Origin of the sequence: Ensifer sp. Root142, assembly GCF_001426785.1 — a bacterium.
Taxonomy (GTDB): Bacteria; Pseudomonadota; Alphaproteobacteria; order Rhizobiales; family Rhizobiaceae; genus Ensifer; species Ensifer canadensis.
Window position 1 is genome coordinate 267,980 of the sequence record NZ_LMFK01000012.1, and the last position, 21,066, is coordinate 289,045.

Consider the following 21,066-nt stretch of genomic DNA (forward strand, 5'->3'; position numbering starts at 1 on the left):
GGTGCTTTGGTAGCGCCCGACGGCAGCAGTGACTGCGCAGAAGATTGCCGGCGCGCGGCAACGTTCTCTCCTCCGCGCTCCTCGGGCTTGACGCAAGGACCGATCGGTTAGCGCCGCGAACGGGTCTGGATCCTCGGGTCAAGCCCGAGGATGACGGGTGGAGGGCCGGCTGAAGACAAATGCTACCGAAGTGATGCTCAAAGTGCGTTCAGTGCCCCATGTCGCGGTGCCGGAACGCTTCATTTTCCCCGACGGGAAGACGTTTCTCTGCGCCAGCGTTCGCGACGCGGACAGGCACCAAGGGAAGCCTGCCAGAGTAGAAGACGCACCTATTCTCGGATCAAAAGGAAATCGGCTCGTCCTCCGACAGTCATCCTCGGGCTTGACCCGAGGATCCATGCGCCCGAGCAATAACGCAAGGGTGTATTGCGAGGATCATTGGTCCTCTCTTATCCCGGTTGTTTTCCCGCATCACCAATGCATCTCGCCACTCCGATCTGGACTTGACCAGAACGAGCAGCGGCCATCACTATTCGCGCGCATGGCGGGCTATGTCTACATCGTGACCAATCAGAAGAAAGGGACGCTCTACATCGGCGTAACATCCGATCTTGCGCGCCGGATCTATGAGCATCGCGAAGGCTTGATGCCCGGGTTCACTTCAAAATACGGGTGCGCCCGGTTGGTTTGGTACGAAGAGCACCTTCAGATCGGCTCTGCAATCCAGCGTGAGAAATCTCTGAAGCGCTGGTATCGCCAATGGAAACTCGACCTGATCGAGCGCATGAATCCGGACTGGCGCGATCTCTATGAGGAATTGTGGTGACAAATTGGCGAGGGTCGCTTCTGCGGCACCTTATGTCGCGATGTAGCCAACTCATCTGAGATTTCCAACAAACGAAAACAGGCTCCGTGAGGAGCCTGTCTGCATGTTCGGTGGGATCTTTTACGCCGCCTGCTTCTTCTCGCCGTAGGGGTCGAAGCGGCCGTAGAAGGTTTCGCCGCGTTCGGCCATTTCCTTCAGCAGTGCCGTCGGCTTGAAGTGGCTGCCATAGTCCTTGGCAAGCTTCTCGCACATCTTGACGAAGGCCTTGGCGCCCATGCCGTCGATGTAGGAGAGAGTGCCGCCGGTGTAGGGCGCAAAGCCGAAGCCGAGGATCGAGCCGACGTCGGCTTCGCGCGGATCGGTGACGATGCCTTCTTCCATGGTGCGGGCCGCTTCGAGCGCGATCGTTGCCAGGAAGCGCTGCTTCAGCACCTCGACGTCGATCTTGTCGGCATTCTCTTGCGGATAGAGCGTCTTCAGCTCCGGCCACAGGTACTTCTTCGCGGGCTTTGCCGGATATTCGTAGAAGCCCTTGCCGTTCTTGCGGCCGCGACGGTCGAGGTCGTCGACCATCTTGTTGATCAGCGCCATGTGCTTGGGATCGACGGCCTTTTCGCCGAGATCGGCGACGGTGGCTTTCAGGATCTTCTGGCTGAGGTCGATTGCCACTTCGTCATTGAGCGACAGCGGGCCAACCGGCATGCCGGCCATCTTGGCGGCATTTTCGATCATCGCCGGCGGCACGCCCTCGATCAGCATGTCATAGGCTTCGTGGATGTAGCGGAAGACGCAGCGGTTGACGTAGAAGCCGCGCGTGTCGTTGACGACGATCGGCGTCTTCCTGATCGCGGCGACATAGTCGAGCGCGACGGCGAGCGCCTTGTCGCCGGTCTCCTTGCCGAGGATCACTTCCGTCAGCATCATCTTCTCGACCGGCGAGAAGAAGTGGATGCCGATGAACTGGCCGGCACGCTTCGAGTTCTTCGCAAGGCCGGTGATCGGCAGCGTCGAGGTGTTGGAGGCAAAGATCGTGTCTTCGCCGATCACCGCTTCCACCTTCTCGATCACGTCCTTCTTGACCTGGCGGTCTTCGAACACGGCTTCGACGACGAGCCCGACATCCTTCAGGTCGTTGTAGTCTGCGGAGGGCGTGATGCGCGCAAGCAGCGCTTCGCCTTCTTCCTTGGTCAGGCGGCCCTTGCCGACCGAATCCTTGACCAGGCCCTCCGAATGGGCCTTGCCCTTGGTCGCCGCTTCCATGTCGCGGTCGATCAGCGTGACGGCGATGCCGGCGGCGGCCGTCACATAGGCGATCGAGGCGCCCATGAAGCCGGCGCCGACGACGCCGACATGCTTGAACTCGGACTTCGGCACGCCGGCCGGGCGGCGGGCACCCTTGCCGAGTTCCTGCATCGAGACGAACAGCGAGCGGATCATCGAGAAGGCTTCGGTCGTCTGAAGGATCTCGGTGAAGTAGCGCTGTTCGATCTTCAGAGCCGTGTCGAAGGGGACCTGCAGGCCCTCATAGACGCATTTGAGGATCGCGATCGCGCCTGGGTAGTTGCCTTGCGTCTCGCGGCGCAGGATACCGGAGGCAGCCGGCCAGAGCTGGGCCGAGGCCGGGGTCCAGATGCCGCCGCCGGGTACCTTGTAGCCCTTTTCGTCCCAGGGCTGGACCGGCTTCAGGCCGTTCTTGATCATCGCCTTGGCAGCCTCGACCAGCTTGTCGGCGTCGACGACTTCATGCACCAGGCCAAGCGCCTTGGCGCGCGCCGCGGTCAGCGACGAGCCGGTGGTCATCATCTGCAGCGCGTCCTGTGCGTTGGTCAGGCGCGGCACGCGCTGGGTGCCGCCGGCGCCGGGGAAGATACCGACCTTGACTTCAGGCAGGGCGATCTTGACCGACTTGGAGTTCGAGGCGACGCGGCCGTGGCAGGCGAGCGAAAGCTCGAAGGCGCCGCCCATGCAGGTGCCGTTGATCGCCGACACCCACGGCTTGCCGGAGGTTTCGAGCTTGCGGAACAAGCCGGTCATGCGGCCGACGAGGTCGAAAAGCTTCTGGGCGGCGTTATCAGGGTCCTTCTTCTTTTCTTCCTGCTGGAAGGTGAACATCGACTTGATCATCGAGAGGTCAGCGCCGCCGGAGAACGACGACTTGCCCGACGTGAAGACGACGCCCTTGACGGCGGCATCGGCCGTCGTCTCGTCGACGATGGCGTTCAGCTCTTCCATCACCTCCTGGGTGAAGACGTTCATCGACTTCTCAGGCATGTCCCAGGTGACCAGGGCAATGCCGTCGGCATCGGTCTCGATCTTGAAATTGGTATACTTCGTCATGGTTCTCCCCCTCAGTAGAGAATGGGTTCGATGCGCAGCGAGATATTCGATCCGCCGCTGTAACTTTGTTTGGTGGTGTTGGTGGCGATCAGCCTGCCGTCGCGCTCGACGCTGATGGTGAAGCCGGCATCGGCGGCCTTGTCGAGTTCGGGCTTCGGCACCTGCAGCACGAAGGGCACACGGTTTGCCTTGCCGTCGCTCGAAACGGACGTTTCGGCGATCAGCTTGGCGGCCACATCCATCACGCCCTGCTCCTCGAGCCGGATGGTGACGGTGCCTGCCGGAACCGGGCCGTTGGCGACATTGGAGATCGCACCGGTCAGCGTGAAGCTGTCGCCGCCTTCGTCTTCGGAGACGCAAGCTGAGACTGCAAGCAGCCCCAGCCCCATCAGCCCGAGAAGCGTGCGGCGCGTGGCTACCATCGTCAGACCCTTTCGATGATCGTTGCGGTGCCCATGCCGGCGCCGATGCACAACGTCACCAGCGCGGTGTTGAGATCGCGCCGTTCCAGCTCGTCGAGCACCGTGCCGAGGATCATCGCACCGGTAGCGCCGAGCGGATGGCCCATGGCGATCGCGCCGCCGTTGACGTTGATCTTGTCGTGCGGAATGTCGAAGGCCTGCATGTAGCGCAGCACGACCGCGGCAAACGCCTCGTTGAGCTCGAAGAGGTCGATGTCGGAGAGCTTCATGTCGGCGCGCTTAAGCAACTTCTCGGTCACGTCGACCGGGCCGGTCAGCATCAGCGCCGGGTCGGAGCCGATATTGGCGAAGGCGCGGATGCGGGCGCGGGGTTTGAGGCCCATGCTTTCGCCGCCGGCCTTGGAGCCGAGCAGCACGGCCGCGGCGCCATCGACGATGCCCGACGAGTTGCCGGCATGGTGCACGTAGTTGATCTTCTCGATTTCCGGATGCGCCTGGATGCCGACGGCTTCAAAGCCGCCCATCTCGCCCGGCATCTGGAACGACGGGTTGAGCGAGGCGAGCGCCTGCATGTCGGTGCCGGGACGCATATGCTCGTCGCGGTCGAGAATGGTCAGCCCGTTCTGGTCCTTCACCGGCACGACCGACTTCTTGAAGTAACCCTTTTCCCAGGAATGCGCTGCGCGCTTCTGGCTTTCGACGGCGTAGGCATCGACGTCGTCGCGGCTGAAGCCGTACTTGGTGGCGATCAGGTCGGCCGAGACGCCCTGCGGCATGAAATAGGCCGGCAGGTTGACGGACGGGTCCATGAACCAGGAGCCGCCGGACATGCCGAGGCCGACGCGCGACATGCTCTCGACGCCGCCTGCAATGACGATGTCGTCGGCGCCCTGGGCGATCTTCGCCGCGCCGAAGTTGACGGCATCGAGACCCGACGCGCAGAAGCGCGAGATCTGCATGCCGGGCGCGCGGGTGGAATAGCCTGCTTCGAAGGCGGCTGCCTTCGGGATAACCGCGCCGGCATCCATCACCGGATCGACGCAGCCCATGATGATGTCGTCGACGGTTGACGTATCGAGCCCGTTGCGATCGCGCACGGCCTCCAGCATCTTGGCCGCAAGGCGAACGGACGGCACTTCGTGCAGCGAGCCGTCCTTCTTGCCACGGCCGCGCGGCGTGCGCACGTGGTCGTAAACGAAGACTTTCGTCATGTCTCATCTCCCTTTCGGCAGCACCTGATGGTGCCGCCCGTCAAACACTTACAGCGCGGCGCGTCAGACGCGCTAAGGACGCTGTAACACTTTAAACTTGCTGCATAATTTTACGCCTAGATCGGATCCGATTTAAGGAATCATGCAGTAGAAATCGGAACGCGGCGAAATCAGAACGCCGCCGCGTCGAGCGCCATCAGCGTGTCGGCGCCAGTCTCGATGCGGGCCTTGCGCAGCGCCGTTTCCGGCAGAATTCTCTCCATGAAGAACGTCGCGGTAATCAGCTTGTTCTTCAGATAGTCCGCGCGTGCCGTTTCGCCAGAGGCCAGTTTTTCCTCGGCGGTCTTGGCGATCTTCGCCCACATGTAGCCGAGCACGACCAGACCGAAGAGGTGCATGTAGTCGGTCGAGCCGGCGCCGGCATTGTCGGGCTTGGCCATGGCGTTCTGCATGAACCACATGGTGGACGCCTGCAGGTCGTTGAGGCCTTTCTTCAGCGCCTTGGTGTAGGTGGAAAGCTTCTCGTTACCGCGGTTTTCCTCGCAGAAATCGCCGATTTCCTTGAACAGCGCCATGACGGCACGGCCGCCGTTGAGGCCGAGCTTGCGGCCGACGAGGTCGAGCGCCTGGATGCCGTTGGCACCTTCGTAGATCATCGCGATGCGGGCATCGCGGACATACTGGCTCATGCCGTGTTCTTCGATGTAGCCGTGACCGCCGAACATCTGCTGCGCCATGACCGCGTGGTCGAAGCCCTTGTCGGTCAGGACGCCCTTGAGGATCGGCGTCATCAGGCCGAGGATGTCGTCGGCCGTCTGGCGGTCGGCGTCATTGTCGGAGCGGTGGGCGATATCGGATTTGAGAGCAGTCCAAAGGGTAAAGGCGCGTCCGGCCTCGTTGAAGGCGCGGATCGTCATCAGCGTGCGGCGCACATCCGGATGCACGATGATCGGGTCGGCCTTTTTGTCCGGCGCCTTCGGGCCGGAAAGCGAGCGGCCCTGGATGCGGTCGCGGGCATAGTTGGCGGCGTTCTGGTAGGCGATTTCGGCGACCGACAGGCCCTGCAGGCCGACACCGAGACGGGCTTCGTTCATCATCACGAACATGGCGTTGAGGCCTTTGTTCTCCGTGCCGATGAGGTAGCCTTCCGCCTCGTCATAGTTCATGACGCAGGTCGAGTTGCCGTGAATCCCCATCTTGTGCTCGATGGCGCCGCAGGAGACGCCATTGCGCTCGCCCGGCTCGCCGTCGGCGGTGAGCTTGAACTTCGGCACGATGAACAGGGAAATGCCCTTCACGCCATCCGGCGCGCCCTCGATGCGGGCAAGCACCAAATGGATGATGTTCTGCGACATGTCGTGTTCGCCGGCGGAGATGAAGATCTTCTGGCCGGAAATCTTGTAGGCGCCGTTGCCATCGGGCACGGCCTTGCTGCGCAGGAGGCCGAGGTCGGTGCCGCAATGCGGCTCCGTCAGGTTCATCGTGCCGGTCCAGGTGCCGTCCACCATCTTCGGCAGATAGGCCCGCTTCTGCTCATCCGAGCCATGGACGAGGATCGCAGCGATCGCGCCCTGGGTCAGGCCGGGATACATCGTCAGCGCCATGTTGGCCGAGGACATATATTCGCCGACGGCGGTGTGCAGCGTGTAGGGCAGGCCCTGGCCGCCGAATTCCTCTGGCACCGAAAGCCCGAGCCAGCCGCCTTCGCGGTAGAGATCAAAAGCCTGCTTGAAGCCCTTGGGCACGCTGACCGAGCCGTCGTCGTGCCGCTTGCAGCCTTCCTGGTCGCCGGAAAGATTGACCGGAAACAGCACTTCTTCCGCAAGCTTGGCGGCTTCGCCGACGATTGCTTCGATCATGTCGGGCGTCGCATCGGCAAAGCCGGGAAGGTTGTTGTATCGCTCGATGCCGAGCACGTCGTTCAGAATGAAGAGAGTATCGTCGACCGGTGCCTTGTAGGTGGGCATTCTTTCCTCGCCTTTTTCGCTTTCGGATCGCCGCCTCCAAGCGGCCGACGTCCGGTTGCAACATGCCGAATGCGCCGCCATCTGAGGGCGGTCTCGCATCGTTGGCAGGATGCTACAAAATTTTGACGTTTGCGTAAACGTCAAAAATACCGCCCGATCGAAGTTTCGCTTGCGGATAAAAGGCGCGGTGAAATCGCCGCCGCACAACACTCTCCATCAGCTAGCACTGTCAAATCGTTAAAAAATCCGCGCCGGTTAACGGCTTGTTTACCACGTTTAATGAAAGGTGCGTGTTGAGATGGTCAAAGCTGCAACCGGTCCGGTCCTCGCATTGTTGTAGCTTTGCCCACGTCGCAAGTGCCGCAGGGGTGAAGGAAGCCGTTTCCTTCCGTGGCGACTTTCGAGATGGCCGACGGACAGGGGCGAAGAGCACAATGAATGGATCGCGATCAAATCCTCAGCGCGCTGGTAGCCAGAGCTATGGCGAGCGGCCCTCTCTGGACGCCCTGAACCGCACGATTGAAGGGCTTGAAGCCCGGATCGAAGGCCTGATGAACGGAGCGGGACGCGAGCCGCCGGCCCGTCCAGTCGAGCGCGAGCGTGTCGCCCCCCGCGATATCCCATCCCCGCGTGATGCCGTCTCCGAAATCATGCAGCGCCAGCGGGCGCTTAGCACGTCGCGCGAGCGGCCACCCTTGAGAGACCGTTTGCCGCAACGCGAGCCGGATCGCCTGGCCCAGCGCGAGCCCGAGCGTTACGTCGACGATATACGGCCCCAGCCGGTACGTGCGCCCGTCGCCCGGCCGGCGGCGGCCGTCAACGATATCGCCGAGGCACTCGTCGGATTGCGCCAGGACCTCAAGCGCGACATCACCGAAGGCGTCACCCGCGAGATGAACTCCCTGCGCGCCGAAATTCGCGGCATCAAGGTGCAGGCCCAGGACCACAGCTTCGCCGAGGACGTGCGCGGCGACATGCAGCGCCTTGCCGACAGCATCCAGCAGCTCGGCCGCCAGGCGTCGCCTGCCCAGGCGGATGCGCTGCGCAGCGACTTTGACGATCTGCGGGCGATGATCGACGGCTTGGCGCGCGAAGACAGCGTTCGCCGCATGGAAAGCCGCTGGAACGGCGTCGAGGATCGGTTGATCGCCTTTGACCAGAACCGCGACGACGAGCTGGTGGCGCTGGCCTACCGTCTCGACGAGATCAAGTCGCAGATCGGGGCGCTGGGCAACAGCTCTGCGGTCGACGTGCTTGAAGACAAGATGATTGCGGTCGCCCAGGCGATCGAGATGCTCGGCCGCCAGATACAGCCGGACGACCGGCGCCTCGTGTCGCAGTTCGCTGACCTCGACGCGCGGCTTGACGAAATCAGCCGGGCGATTGCCGCCAACAGCCGCAGTGCCAGCGGCCTCGAGGGCGGGTTCGCCAATCGCCTGGAGACCAGGCTCGGCGACCTCTCGCGGCAGATCGACGGATTGTCCCGCCCTGTTGATTCCGGTCTCGGTGCCCGCCTCGAAGCCTTGGCCGCACGGGTTGAGGATCTCGCCGGCGAGAAGGCTGCGGCCGGACTGGAAGAACGCCTCGACCAGCTTTCCATGCTGATGGAGCGCAGCCACCGAAATGTCCAACCGGACCTGACGAACTACCTCAACGACATCTCCCGCAAGATCGAAGCGCTCGATCAAGGCAGCGTCAACGATGCTCTGGCCGAGCGGCTCGACTATCTCGCCCGCCGCATCGACGACCTCGACACGCTCAGCGCACACCCCGTCGCCGATCCGCGTTTCGACCGTCTTGAAGATCGCCTCGCTGGCATCGCGCAGCGGCTGGAAGAAACCTATGCGGCGCCGTTCGACGACCGCGCCGCGCTGCACAACCTCGAAGCGCAGATCGCCAACCTGTCGACCCTGGTCAGCCAGCCCCGCAGTGAGGCGGGTGCCGCCATGCCGGTGGAATTCGAGAGCCGCATGAATGCGCTCGAAGACTATCTCGCCACCAGCGACGAGTACATCGTCGAGGCCGCGCGGCAGGCGGCCGAGGCGGTGATGGAGGCATATTCCAGGAAGGGCATGCCTCAGTCGGCCGGTGGCGGCGATCTCGCGGCGATCTCGGCGCTGGCGGAAGACCTGCGCACGCTCGAAGATCTGAGCCGCTCCAGCGACGAGCGCACGGCGCGCACCTTTGAAGCCCTGCATGAAACCCTCGTTCACATCGCCGACAAGCTCGAGCGTATCGAGGGCCGCGAGCCCGCCATGGCCGCGGCGCATTACGAGGCGCCGGTGGCGCGCGAAATTGCTGCGATCCCCAAGGCAGCTCAACCGGAATTCAACGACCCGTTCAGCGGCGCCGATCTCGATGACCGCTATCAGGATCTGCAGCGCAACGTCCGCGCGCTCCAGGCGGAAGACGACGGCGTCATTGCCGCCGCCACCGCATCTGCGCATGCGACTGCGTTCGCCGGTGACGAAGGTCAGGTTTCGACCATCGAGCCCGATGGCGCGCGCGAACGGCCGGCTACCGCCCGCACGGGCCTGCTTGCTGGCCTGACCCGGCGCTTTTCCGGGAAGCGTGCCGAGCCCGCACAGGAGCTGGCACGACAACTGGTCGAGCCCGCCCCCTCCATCGACCCATCCGAAATGCTGGCACCCGAAGAGGCCAATCAGCTGCTCGAGCCGGGCTCTGGTGTTCCCGACGTCAAGAAGATTCTCGAGCGTGTTCGCGCCGGCCAGATGAACCGCGGCGGCAAACAGGCGGCAGACGGCGACAAGGCGGACTTTATCGCCGCCGCCCGCCGGGCAGCGCAGTTGGCGGTCGAGGAAGCCGATACGCTCAACAAGACCAAGGACGGTGGCGTTGCCAGCGGCGTTGGTGGTGCCTTTGCCCGCCATCGCCGCCCGATCTTGATGGCCGTCGGCGCCGTGCTGCTTGCGATCATGTCCTATCCGCTCGTCGGCGCCATGCTGAAGGGCAGCGATGCGCCCGTTGCCGAACCGGTGGCGATCATCGAACAGCAGTTGGCGCCCGTCGCTGAACAGCCGGCGATCGCCAACGCAACCAAGGTCGCGGGCGACCAGGCACCGGCGGCAGCCGCCGTAGCGACCGAAACACCGGTCGAAGCGCTGCAGCCCATTCCCGAAGCGCCGCTCGATTCCGTCGAGCAGCCGTCAAGCGCCGTTGAGACGCCAGCCGCCGCGACGCCACCGGCCGACACATCCGCATCGACGAAGGCGGTAAACGAAACGCAGGCGCCGTTGCTCCAGCCCGTGCCGGAAGCCAAGGGGCCGGTCGCCGCTTCGACGTTCCAGGCCGCCCCAGTCGATGCCGCGCAGGCCGGAACCTTTGCGCCGGTCGCAAAGGCTGCCGAAGTCGTCCTGCCCGATGGTTTCGGCCCGGTTGCGCTGGTGACGGCCGCCAAGGGTGGCGATCCCCTGGCTTTCTACGAGATCGGTGCGCGCTACACAGAAGGCCGCGGCGTCAATGAAGATCTGGCGGAAGCCGCCAAATGGTATCAGCGCGCCGCCGACGCCGGCGTCGTGCCGGCCGAATACCGGCTCGCCAGCATGTATGAGAAAGGCTCGGGTCTGACGCGCGACGCTGCCAAGGCCAAGGTTCTCTACCTGAAGGCCGCCGAGCAGGGCAATGCCAGCGCCATGCACAATCTCGCGGTCATGCTGGCCAGCGGCCGCGATGGCTCGCCGGATTTCGCCGAGGCGACGAAATGGTTTGCCAAGGCAGCCGAGCTCGGCATCCGCGACAGCCAGTTCAATCTGGCTGTCCTCTATGCCCGCGGCAACGGCGTGCCGCAGGATCTTGAAGCATCCTACAAGTGGTTTTCCGCCGCCGCCCGCGAGGGCGACATGGATGCTGCGGCCAAGCGCGACGACGTGGCCAAGGCGATGAAGCCCGAGCAACTTTCGAGCGCCAAGGCCAAGGCCGACGCATGGAAGCCGCAGGCGGTCGACGCCAAGGCGAACACGGTCGACGTGCCGGATGCCTGGGTAGGACCGGCCAACAAGACCGCCTCGATCGACATGAGCAAGGCCATTCGCAACATCCAGGCGATCCTCAACAATAACGGCTTCGACGCCGGCAAGCCGGACGGCCAGATGGGCAAGAAGACGGTTGCCGCGATCAAGGCCTTCCAGACATCCGTCGGCCAGGAGCCGACCGGTGAAATCACCGACCAGCTGGTGAAGGAATTGCTCAAGCGCAATTCCTGATCCGGCAGGGTCTGCCGCCGCAATAAAGCCGCAGAACCGGGTGACACGGTTCGCGGAGCCGAAGCTGTACGCCATGTGGCTGAAAAGGTTGACAGCTCCGGCCCAGGAGCGCATGACGGAAGCCTATGCCACCTCGCCCTCGGGAGGGGTGTCGGCTTTCAGAGATAATCCCCCCTCCGTGGTGAATTACTTGCCACTGTGACGTTTTTTGCCCGCACCGCGGGCCGTTGGCATATTGAGGTCCGGCGTGACGATTTATCTGCCCATCGCAGAGTTGTCGGTGAACATACTCATCATCCTCGGCATGGGTGCGGCCGTCGGCTTTCTATCGGGCATGTTCGGCGTCGGTGGCGGGTTCCTGATCACGCCTCTCCTGATCTTCTACAACATTCCCCCCGTGGTTGCCGTTGCGACCGGCGCCAACCAGGTCGTGGCCTCCTCGATCTCGGGTGCCATCACCCACTTCCGGCGCGGCACGATCGACATCAAGCTCGGCACGGTGCTTCTGTGCGGCGGCCTTGCCGGGGCAACGGTCGGCGTCTGGCTGTTCTCGCTCTTGCGTCGCGTCGGTCAGCTCGATCTGGTCATCTCGCTGCTCTATGTCGTGCTTTTGGGCTCGGTCGGCAGCCTGATGCTGTGGGAGAGCGTGCGCGCCATGCGCAAGGCGGCCAAGAACCAGGCGACGCCGCTGCGCCGTCCCGGGCAGCACAACTGGGTTCACCGGCTGCCGCTGAAGATGCGATTCAAGAAATCGAAGATCTATCTGAGCGTCATTCCCGTCGCTGCCCTCGGCTTCTGCATCGGTGTCCTGACGTCGGTCATGGGTGTCGGCGGTGGCTTCATCATGGTCCCGGCGATGATCTACCTCCTGCGCATCCCGACCAATGTGGTTGTCGGCACCTCGCTGTTCCAGATCATCTTCGTCTCCGCCTACACGGTCATCGTCCAGGCCTCGACCAACTATACCGTCGACATCGTGCTCGCCTTCGTGCTGATGATTGCCGGCGTCGTCGGTGCGCAATACGGCGTCCGGGTCGGCCAGAAGCTGCGCGGCGAGCAGCTGCGCGCGCTGTTGGCGCTGCTGGTGCTTGCCGTCGGCATTCGTCTGGCAATCGAACTCGTCATTCCGCCGAAGGACATCTATTCGGTCGTGTCAGCGGGGTTCGGCTTCTGATGCGCCGCCTCATCAATATCGCCCTCGCAGCCCTGACGCTCTCCTTCGCCGCTCCGGCCAGTGCCCAGCTGCAGGACGAGAACGCCAACGACTTCACCGAGAAGCTGGAGATCGGCATCTCGACCGACGAGATCGCCATCACCTCGGATTTCCGCGGCGCGGATCTGACGATCTTCGGCGCGGTCGACGGTTTCAATCCCAATCTCCTGGCGCAGGGCAAATACAACATCATCGTTTCGCTCGAGGGGCCGAAGGATAATGCGACGGTGCGCAAGAAGGAACGCGTCTTCGGAATCTGGGTAAACACCAGCTCCATGACCTTCGAGCTGGTGCCGGAATCCTATTCGCTGTCGAGCACGCGTGACATCGAGACGATCGCCCCACCGGGTGAAATGGGCAACATGGGCATCGGGGTCGACCACATGCGGCTTGTGCCCCTCGGCTTCGTCGGCGACGGCAGCAATCTCGGCGAGTTCCGCAATGCCTTCCGCCGCATCCGCGAGACGAGCGGCGTCTATGAGCGCGATCCCGGTGGTGTGCAGTTCATCAGCTCCAGCCTGTTCAAGGCGTCGGTGCGCCTGCCTGCCAACGTGCCGAACGGGGTGCATGTTGTGCGCGCCTATCTCTTCCGCGACGGCACCTTCGTCGCCGCCAAGGCGCTGCCGCTGCGCGTGGTCAAGACGGGTTTGGAGCAGGTGATCACCGAGACGGCGCATGGGCAGCCGCTGTTCTACGGCGTTTTTGCCGTGCTGCTCGCTGTCATCACCGGCTGGGGCGCGAGCCTGCTCTTCCGCAAGGAATAGTCCTCGGCGGCAATCGGCCGACGTTCCCTTTTGGGCGCCGGACGGGTAAAGAAGGCCTACTGAATAGTTCCTTAAATCGGAATCGATTTAAGGAGAAAACGATGCAGCAGTTTAAAGCGTTGCAGCGGCCTTAGCGCGTCATTCTTGTCGCGCGGCGCTGCAAGGCAGAACCAGAGGAAACTCCATGAAAGCGATTTTCGTCCAGTTGCAGTGCGCTCCCGGCAAGACCTACGAGGTTGCCGACGAGATCTACCGCAAGGAGATCGTTTCGGAAATGTATTCGACGAGCGGCGACTACGACCTCCTGCTCAAGATCTACATCGAAGAAGGCCAGGACATCGGCAAGTTCATCAACGACAACATTGCCACGGTTGCGGGCATCTCCCGCTCGCTGACGACGCTGACCTTCAACGCGTTCTGAGCTAGCGGGCGGCCCCGCTTTACCCGGCAGGCCTCACGCTCGACGGTGAGGCACGCCTCTCGCGCTGTACGAAAACAATCCGCGATCATTGCACAGCCCGTCGGCGGAGCACCCACGGCTGTTCGATTTTTCCGAAGGTCAAAACTGCTTGCAATTTGATATCAGTTTGATATCGTCAAACTGCTTCAATTATGCAGCCAGTTTTGAAAGAGCGGAAAAATGGAAAACTCATCGTCTGGAATCTGGTGACGCTCGACGGTTACTTCGAAGGCGCGAAGAAATGGGATCTCGATTTCCACAACAGTGCCTGGGGTCCTGAACTAGACGAACTCAGCCGTGAGTTTGGACAAAAGACCGAGGCGCTGGTCTTCGGTCGCGTGACCTACGAAGGCATGGCCGCCTATTGGTCGACGACCGAGGAGGAGGGCGAGGTCAAGACCTATATGAACGCTCTGCCAAAGATCGTCGCATCGCGAACGATGGATAGGGCAGAATGGAACAACAGCCGTGTCGTCAGCGATATCGCCGGCGAACTGCGGCGGATGAAGCAGGAAGCCGCGAAAGACCTCTATATTTTCGGCAGTGCCGAACTGGTCGATTCATTGCTGCCGGAAAATCTGATCGACGAGATCATGCTGTGCGTCGTTCCGCTCCGGCTTGGCAAAGGCACGCCGTTCTTCAAGAGTGCCGAAAACGCGATGTCGATGGCGCTTCTGGAAGCGCGACCGCTTTCTACCGGCAGCGTGATCCTGCGTTACGCGCCGCAACCTGTTGCGGCCTGAAACACCGAACGTCGCCGGCGTGAAGTCCGGTGCGCCTCAGGCGATCAGGTTTGTGAAGCGGACCGAGTAGATCCGATCGCGACCAAGCATGTGGGCGACCAGCTTGGCGCGATCGAAGAGGCCGGTCATTGCCCGGTGGCGCAGATCGAGGCCGCCGGTGGTGACGCCGAAGGCCGGCATCAGCAGCCGTTTCCCATCGGTAGCAAAGCAGGCGCGGCGCACCGATTTCTCGCGCCGGACGACCGTCGCTGCCGGGTGCAGGTGGCCGGCAACTTCCCCCGATGCCTCGCCCCTCGATGGTTCATGACGAAAGGTGAGGCCGGCGTGTCGGAATTCGTCCAGCGATATGCCGGGCAGACCCGAGGCGCCATCGGGGTCGTGATTGCCATTGATCCAGACCCATTCCCGTCCCATCGCCATCGCGGCGATCATGTGGCGGAAGGTATCGGGCATCGCCGCGGATCCGACCCGGTCATGGAAATTGTCGCCGAGGCTGATGACCAATCTGGGGTCATGGCGGGTTATCGCCGCTTCGAGCACGCGCAAGGTGGCAAGGGTGTCGTAGGGCGGCAGCATCATGCCGCGCCGGGCAAAGGCCGATCCCTTCTCGAGATGCAGATCGGAAACGACAAGCGTTCTCGTCTCCGGCAGATAGAGGCTGCCGAGCGGATCGCAGACCGCTTCGACGCCGTGGACGATGGCGCGCGCGGAAGCCGCCGTGCCGTCTGTCGGAGCCGATAGTGCGTGAGCGAGCCTGTGCATGCGTCTCTTCACCGTCCTTGTCGTGTTCGCATGAACACGGGGCTATTCTATAGCGGCTCGCCGCCCATCGCTTCGTTGATCAGGTCGTCTGCGGCTTCGGAAAGCAGGAAATCCTGCGCCTCGCCCTGGATCGCCTCCTTGCCGATCTCCAGCATGACGGGAACGGCAAGCGGCGAGATCCGGTCGAGCCGGCGATGGGTGATGTGGCCCTTGATTCGCTTCAGCATATCCCCAAGACGGCCGATGTCCAAAAGCCCGGTTGCCGCATCGTTGCGCGTGGCCTCCAGCAGCAGGTGGTCCGGCTCGTGCGCGCGCAATACGTCGTAAATGAGGTCGGCCGATACGGTCACCTGGCGGCCGGTCTTTTCCTTGCCAGGGTGTCGCTGGTCGATCAGCCCGGCAATGACCGCGCAGTTGCGAAAGGTCCGCTTCAGCAGAAAGGATTCGTTCAGCCAGGCCTCAAGGTCGTCGCCAAGCATGTCCTCGTCGAAGAGATCGGCGAGCGCCTTGCGGCGCAGTTGGAATGTCGCGCCGAGATCGTCCAGCGCCCAGACCGCCAGCGAGTAGTCGGTGGCGACGAAACCGAGCGGTTTCAGGCCGGCACGGTCGAGCCGGCGGGTGAGCAGCATGCCAAGCGTCTGGTGTGCAAGCCGCCCCTCGAAGGCGTAGATCACCATGTAGTGCCGGCTGCCGCGTGGAAAGGTCTCGATCAAAAGTTCGTCCTCGCGCGGCAGCATCGATACGTCCTTCTGCAGCGACAGCCAGTCACGGACCTGTTCGGGCAGTGCCGCCCGCCGGGCCGGGTCGGCCAGCATCTTGCGCACCTGTTCGGCGAGGTAGGTCGACAGCGGAAACTTGCCGCCGGCATAGCTTGGTACCTTCGGGTCGAAGGAAAGCGCCTGGCTGACGAGGCATTCGCTTTCGCGGATGCCTTCGAAACGCAGCACCTTGCCGGAAAACAGGAAGGTGTCGCCCTGCGACAGCATTTCGAGGAAATATTCCTCGACCTTGCCGAGCGACATGCCGCCGCGGCCGAGCGAACCGCGCTGGTTGCGCTTGACCATGCGCACGTTCAGCATCGGCGATTCGACGATGGTGCCGACATTGAGGCGGTATTGCTGCGCGACCAGCGGATTGGAAACACGAAAGAGCCCCTCCTTGGTCTTGCGGATGCGGGCATAGCGCTCGTAGGTCTTCAGCGCATAACCGCCGGTCGCGACGAAATCGACGACGCGCTCGAAGGTTTCCCAGGTGAGCGACGCATAGGGCGACGCGCTGGTGATTTCCTCGTAGAGCGACAGGGGACCGAACGGTGCGGCACAAGCCATGCCGAGCACATGCTGGGCAAGCACGTCGAGCGCGCCCTTGCCGACCGGCGGCGTATCCTGCGCACCGATGTAATTGGCGTCGAGCGCCGCCTGGCACTCCATCACCTCGAAGCGGTTGGCCGGCACCAGGATCGCCTTCGAAGGCTCGTCCATGCGGTGGTTGGCGCGGCCGATGCGCTGAGCGAGCCGGCTTGCCCCCTTGGGCGCGCCGACATGCACGACGAGGTCGACATCGCCCCAGTCGATACCGAGGTCGAGCGTCGAGGTGGCGACGACGGCGCGCAGCCGGTTCTCCGACATAGCCGCCTCGACCTTGCGCCGCTGTGCGACATCGAGCGAGCCATGGTGAAGTGCGATCGGCAGGTTGTCGTCATTGATGGTCCAGAGTTCCTGGAACAGCAGCTCCGCCTGGCTGCGGGTGTTGACGAAGAGCAGGGTGGTGCCGTGCTCCTTGATCGCGGCGTAGACGTCGGCGATGGCGTAGCGTGCCGAATGTCCAGCCCAGGGGACGTGTTCGTCGGTGCGCAGGATGGAGATATCAGGCTTGGCCCCACCCTTAACGGTCACGAGGCCGGCATGGTCGCTTCGATCGGGTGACTGCGGCGCCAGCCAGCGCTGCAGGTCCATCGGGTCGGCGACCGTCGCCGACAGCCCGATCGTCTGCAGCCTGGGCGCCAGTCTGCGCAGCCGGGCAAGGCCGAGCGACAGCAGGTGCCCGCGCTTCGAGGTGACCAGCGAATGCAATTCGTCGAAGACGACGTAGCGCAAATCCCGGAAAAAGCGCTCTGCCTCGCCGTTGGCAAGCAGCAGCGCCAATTGCTCCGGCGTCGTCAGCAGGATGTCGGGCGGGTTGAGCTTCTGGCGCTGGCGCTTTCCCTGCGGCGTGTCGCCGGTGCGGTTTTCAACGCGAAGCGGCAGGCCCATTTCGTCGACCGGCTTCATCAGATTGCGCTCGATGTCGACGGCAAGGGCTTTCAACGGCGAGAGGTAGAGCGTGTGAATGCCGGTAAAGGCGGAGCCCGGAGGGATTTTTCCGCGCCGGGTGAGATCGACGAGAGAGGGGAGAAAGCCGGCGAGCGTCTTGCCGGCCCCGGTCGGCGCGATCAGCAGCGTGCATTCGCCGGCCTCCGCCCGCGCCAGAAGTTCCAGCTGGTGGGCGCGCGGCTGCCAGCCCTTCTCGCCGAACCAGCGAAGGAAGGGGGCGGGCAAGGCCAACGCGTCGCCTTGCGGGCGCGGGGAATCGATCCTGTTCACGGAGAACAAAGGTAGATCAAATCCGGCAAAAGAGAAGCCCGCGGCCTCGGCGATCCCAGGGCGATTGACTCTTCGGTAAATCGTGGATAAAGAATATCCACGATATGGAGGCGGCGAATGAAACTCGGGGACGGTGTCGAGCAGGCGATCCACAGCATGACGATGCTGAGCTGTCTTCAGCCCGGCAGCACGCTGTCGGCGGCAGCGCTCGCCGAATTTCACGGGGTTTCAACCAGCTATCTCCTGAAGCATCTCCAGGCCATGTCCGGGGCAGGGCTGCTCGAAGCGGTTCCCGGCCCGAAGGGTGGCTACCGGCTCGCCCGCCTGCCGGAAAAGATCAGCCTGCTCGATATCGTGCTTGCGGTCGAAGGGCCGGAGCCGGCGTTTCGTTGCAACGAAATCCGGTTGCGCGGCCCCCATCCCTATGCCTGCAAGCCGAAGGCGGCGTGCACGATCAACGTCGCGATGCTGAAAGCCGAGCAGGCCTACCGCGCCGAGCTTCGGCGCGTGACCATTGGTGACATCATCGCCGATCTCAACGCCATAGATGACGGCAGCATCTCGGCGCGGACCAACACATTCCTGGCGGTCAACGAACGCAAGTCGACCGCCGGCGCCTGAAACAACGATCCCAACCACCTGAAGGAGAAGACATGCATCCGCGTTTGAACTTCGTCAAAGCCGCTCCCGACGCTTACAAGGCTGCGGCAGCCTTCGACAGCTACATCATCAAGGAATCCGAACTGGAGCCGCGCCTGATCCACCTGATCAAGTTGCGTGCCTCGCAGATCAACGGCTGCGCCTATTGCATCGATATGCATGTGAAGGAGGCGCGTCATACCGGCATGAGCGAGCAATGGATCCACCTGATCTGCGCCTGGCGCGAATCGCCGATCTATGATGCCCGCGAACGCGCGGTGCTCGCCTGGACCGAAGCGCTCACCAACCTTGCCCAGACCGGTGCGCCCGACGCGGACTTCGAGCCGCTGAGAGAGCATTTTGACGAAGCCGAGATCACCAAGATCACCATGGCCATCGGCGTCATCAATGTCTGGAATCGCGTCGCCGTCGGCCTGCGTTCGCAGCATCCGGTCGATGCGCCGGCAAAGGCCGCCTGATACCTTCGAGGCGGGCCGAAAGCACAGCCCCGAAGTCTATTCGGGGCTATCGGCAAGTGATGTTCTACAGGGCGATGTAACGATCGGCGCGGTGGTTGATGGCCACGAACAGGTTCAGGACCACAGCGCCGAGCACCGACCAGGCAACCACTGCGGGGGACGTCACGCCGAAGGCGGCGACCAGCACGACCATGTCGATGGCAAGCTGCACCAGCCCGGCGCGAACGCCGAAACGCTCCTGCAGGTAGATGCCGAGAATGCCGACGCCACCGAGGCTCGCGCGGTGGCGATAGAGCGCCAGCAGGCCATAGCCGAGAAGCAGGCCGCCGATCAGCGCCGCCCAGGCCGGGTGGATATCGCCGATGTGGAACAGGCGCGACTGGATGTCAGTCAGGAACGAGGTCACGCCGATGGCGATGAAGGTCTTGACCGTGAAGGCCGGCCCAAGCCTCTTCAGCGAGAGATAGAAGAACGGCAGGTTGAGCAGGAAGAACGCGAGGCCGAAGTTCACGCCGGTCGCGTAATGCAGCAGGAAGGCGACGCCGGCGGTGCTGCCGGTGAGCAACCCGGCGCTTGCCAGGAAATACAGGCCGAGCGCGGCGATCAGGCTGCCGGAGAAGATGCCCTGCAGGTCCTCGATCGGCGTGTGCCGGGTCGGGCTGGTGTTCCAAAGACCGAAAACGCTGCTGCTCAGAGCCATGGCAAAAACCTCGATTGCGATGCGCCAAGCAATGCTGCAACGCACAAAAACAATCAAGAAAAATATGTCAGCAATGCTGACGTAATTTTGCGAACCAGCCCTGCGTTTTATGCAGGCTTGCGGGCCAAAAACAGGATGCCCGAGATCGGCTGGCCAGCATCCATGCGGATGATCGTGCGCTCGACAGCCACCATTTCCAAGCCGTGGGATTGGAGAAGCTCGCGGATATAAGCCTCGCTATGGGCGTAGCGCAGCGACGGGCGCAGGACGAAACCATCGTCCGTGCCGGCATCCTCCACCGAGAAGGCAAACAGGCCTCCATCGGAAAGCAGCTTGCCGACGATCTCGGCGACGCCATCGAGGCTGCCGAGATACATCAGCACGTCCGCGGCACTGACGAGATCGGCGCGGGCTGCCGCGAAATTCCCGAAGACATCAGATTGTTCCGGAGGCAGCGATAGGTCGGCCCGCGCCAGCCGGTCATAGACGGCTTTCGTCTCTGCCTTCGACAGCATGTTGGCGGAAATGTCGAAGCCTTCGAGAAATGCCGCCCGCTCGCGGATGCGCTCGCCGAAGAGCCCGGTGCCGCAACCGAGGTCGACGACATGCTCGAAATGCCCGCCGGCCGTTGACGTCTCGATCAGCGCAGCGAGCTTTTCCGGCACGCTGTAATCGAGCTTCTCGACGAGCGCCTGGTCGAACCGGTCGGCGTAGTCATCGAAAAGCCGCTCGACATAAAGGCTCGGCGGTTGTTCCGGCATCTCGGTCGCGCCGAGCAGCGCCAGCTTCAGCCCCGCGCCAAAAATGTCTTTCGGATTGAGGCGCAAGGTTTTGCGCAGCGCGTCGATCGCCGCCTCTTTCCGGCCCGATTTTTCCTCATAGTCCGCCAGCCGGAACCAGCCGGCAGCCCATTCCGGGACACGCTCGAGCGCCTGGGCCATGAGATCGGCCGCGCTCTCGGGCTCGCCGGCCTCGGCAAGCATTTTTGCGTAGTCGGCGCGGCGATCGGCGATCAGGTCGCCGGAGGAGAGCTGGTTGAGCGTCATCAATGTGAGATGTTGGTTGCGATCAGCGCTTCTGACGCCGGACCGGGCAAAACACAAGCGGAATCTGAAAACCGGGCATAATACCAACCTGCGCTGATATTGACCTATTGCGTGGGACCGTCTGCGGTCATCCGGCGAGGAGCATACCGCAAGAGCGATGCCTTGGCATCGGTCGAGGATTGCGACGCTGCCGCTGGCCGACAGACGGCCCACCCGAAGGGCCGGGCGCTTTTGGCCTCCGGATAGCGTCGATAATCCTCACCGGACCACTTGGTCCGGTTCCGGTTTTCTCCTTGCCGGAAACCAAAATCGCTCCGGCGCAATAGGTCAATATCAGCGCAGGTTGGTATAAGCCCGCCTTTTCCGGTGACTTGCGAGGGTGCGAATGGCAGCTTATGTGAAGGGAAACAGGAGTATTTCGCCGATGTCGGACGGAGTGAACAAATTCTTGGGGGATTCGCCGCTGCGCGTCCTCGTCAAGCTCGTCGTGGTGTCGATCCTGGTCGGGTTCGTCATGACCGTTTTCGGCTGGTATCCCGCCGACATCTATTTCGGCATCCGCAACTTCCTGCTCGACCTCTGGCACACGGGCTTCTCCGCCCTTGGCCGGGTCGGCGACTATCTGCTGCTGGGCGCTGCGATCGTCATTCCCGCCTTCGTCATCCTGCGTGTCATGAGCTACCGGCGTTGAG

General features: G+C 63.0%; 17 protein-coding genes. 9 read left to right on the forward strand and 8 right to left on the reverse strand.

Annotated features, from left to right (window positions below; translation table 11 throughout):
- Positions 1–541 precede the first annotated feature (541 nt).
- Entirely contained in the window at positions 542–826 is a 285-nt protein-coding gene (locus tag ASD52_RS13815; protein ID WP_025425819.1) for a GIY-YIG nuclease family protein, read from the forward strand.
- 120 nt (positions 827–946) lie between these two features.
- Here ASD52_RS13815 and ASD52_RS13820 read toward each other — a convergent pair whose 3' ends face one another.
- The 4 genes from ASD52_RS13820 to ASD52_RS13835 form a co-directional block, all read right to left on the reverse strand.
- Positions 947–3,163, reverse strand: coding sequence for an FAD-dependent oxidoreductase (locus ASD52_RS13820; protein WP_025425820.1), 2,217 nt, complete (start codon positions 3,161–3,163; stop codon positions 947–949).
- An 11-nt stretch (positions 3,164–3,174) separates the two neighbouring features.
- Positions 3,175–3,585, reverse strand: a complete 411-nt coding sequence (locus ASD52_RS13825) for a YbaY family lipoprotein (protein WP_057204262.1) — start codon at positions 3,583–3,585, stop codon at positions 3,175–3,177.
- Between the two features lie 2 nt (positions 3,586–3,587).
- Positions 3,588–4,796 carry an acetyl-CoA C-acetyltransferase gene (locus ASD52_RS13830; protein WP_025425822.1) on the reverse strand — a complete coding sequence of 403 codons (1,209 nt, stop codon included), beginning with the start codon at positions 4,794–4,796 and terminating at the stop codon, positions 3,588–3,590.
- Positions 4,797–4,966: 170 nt separating this feature from the next.
- Entirely contained in the window at positions 4,967–6,763 is a 1,797-nt protein-coding gene (locus ASD52_RS13835) for an acyl-CoA dehydrogenase C-terminal domain-containing protein (RefSeq protein ID WP_025425823.1), read from the reverse strand.
- Positions 6,764–7,197: 434 nt separating this feature from the next.
- Between ASD52_RS13835 and ASD52_RS13840 the strand changes: the two genes are divergently transcribed.
- The 5 genes from ASD52_RS13840 to ASD52_RS13860 all read left to right on the forward strand — a co-directional run bounded on the left by ASD52_RS13840 (position 7,198) and on the right by ASD52_RS13860 (position 14,166).
- Positions 7,198–10,986, forward strand: coding sequence for an SEL1-like repeat protein (locus ASD52_RS13840; RefSeq protein WP_057224645.1), 3,789 nt, complete (start codon positions 7,198–7,200; stop codon positions 10,984–10,986).
- Positions 10,987–11,233: 247 nt separating this feature from the next.
- Positions 11,234–12,160 (forward strand): sulfite exporter TauE/SafE family protein, encoded by a 927-nt coding sequence (locus ASD52_RS13845; RefSeq protein ID WP_025425825.1) that lies wholly within the window; start codon positions 11,234–11,236, stop codon positions 12,158–12,160.
- Positions 12,160–12,963, forward strand: a complete 804-nt coding sequence (locus ASD52_RS13850) for a TIGR02186 family protein (protein ID WP_025425826.1) — start codon at positions 12,160–12,162, stop codon at positions 12,961–12,963. Before ASD52_RS13845 ends, ASD52_RS13850 begins: the two co-directional genes overlap by 1 nt.
- Positions 12,964–13,147: 184 nt before the next feature.
- Positions 13,148–13,384, forward strand: coding sequence for an Lrp/AsnC ligand binding domain-containing protein (locus ASD52_RS13855; protein ID WP_025425827.1), 237 nt, complete (start codon positions 13,148–13,150; stop codon positions 13,382–13,384).
- A gap of 203 nt (positions 13,385–13,587) precedes the next feature.
- Positions 13,588–14,166: a dihydrofolate reductase family protein gene (locus ASD52_RS13860; protein WP_025425828.1), complete on the forward strand. Its 579-nt coding sequence runs from the start codon at positions 13,588–13,590 to the stop codon at positions 14,164–14,166.
- 36 nt (positions 14,167–14,202) lie between these two features.
- Here the strand turns inward: ASD52_RS13860 and pdeM are convergent, their stop codons facing one another.
- Positions 14,203–14,928 carry a ligase-associated DNA damage response endonuclease PdeM gene (gene pdeM / locus ASD52_RS13865; RefSeq protein WP_025425829.1) on the reverse strand — a complete coding sequence of 242 codons (726 nt, stop codon included), beginning with the start codon at positions 14,926–14,928 and terminating at the stop codon, positions 14,203–14,205.
- A 47-nt stretch (positions 14,929–14,975) separates the two neighbouring features.
- Positions 14,976–17,519: a ligase-associated DNA damage response DEXH box helicase gene (locus ASD52_RS13870; protein ID WP_025425830.1), complete on the reverse strand. Its 2,544-nt coding sequence runs from the start codon at positions 17,517–17,519 to the stop codon at positions 14,976–14,978.
- 108 nt (positions 17,520–17,627) lie between these two features.
- Between ASD52_RS13870 and ASD52_RS13875 the strand changes: the two genes are divergently transcribed.
- The gene (locus ASD52_RS13875; protein ID WP_025425831.1) at positions 17,628–18,131 is read left to right on the forward strand and encodes an Rrf2 family transcriptional regulator; all 504 of its coding nucleotides are present in this window, start codon (positions 17,628–17,630) and stop codon (positions 18,129–18,131) included.
- Between the two features lie 32 nt (positions 18,132–18,163).
- A complete protein-coding gene (locus ASD52_RS13880; RefSeq protein ID WP_025425832.1) occupies positions 18,164–18,628 on the forward strand; it encodes a carboxymuconolactone decarboxylase family protein in 465 nt (154 codons plus the stop codon).
- Between the two features lie 64 nt (positions 18,629–18,692).
- Here the strand turns inward: ASD52_RS13880 and ASD52_RS13885 are convergent, their stop codons facing one another.
- Positions 18,693–19,328: a YitT family protein gene (locus tag ASD52_RS13885; protein ID WP_025425833.1), complete on the reverse strand. Its 636-nt coding sequence runs from the start codon at positions 19,326–19,328 to the stop codon at positions 18,693–18,695.
- Between the two features lie 107 nt (positions 19,329–19,435).
- Positions 19,436–20,374, reverse strand: coding sequence for a class I SAM-dependent methyltransferase (locus ASD52_RS13890; RefSeq protein ID WP_025425834.1), 939 nt, complete (start codon positions 20,372–20,374; stop codon positions 19,436–19,438).
- A gap of 424 nt (positions 20,375–20,798) precedes the next feature.
- Here ASD52_RS13890 and ASD52_RS13895 point away from each other — a divergent pair, with 424 nt between their 5' ends.
- Positions 20,799–21,065 (forward strand): DUF6460 domain-containing protein, encoded by a 267-nt coding sequence (locus ASD52_RS13895; protein ID WP_057204256.1) that lies wholly within the window; start codon positions 20,799–20,801, stop codon positions 21,063–21,065.
- The last annotated feature ends 1 nt before the right edge of the window (position 21,066 follow it).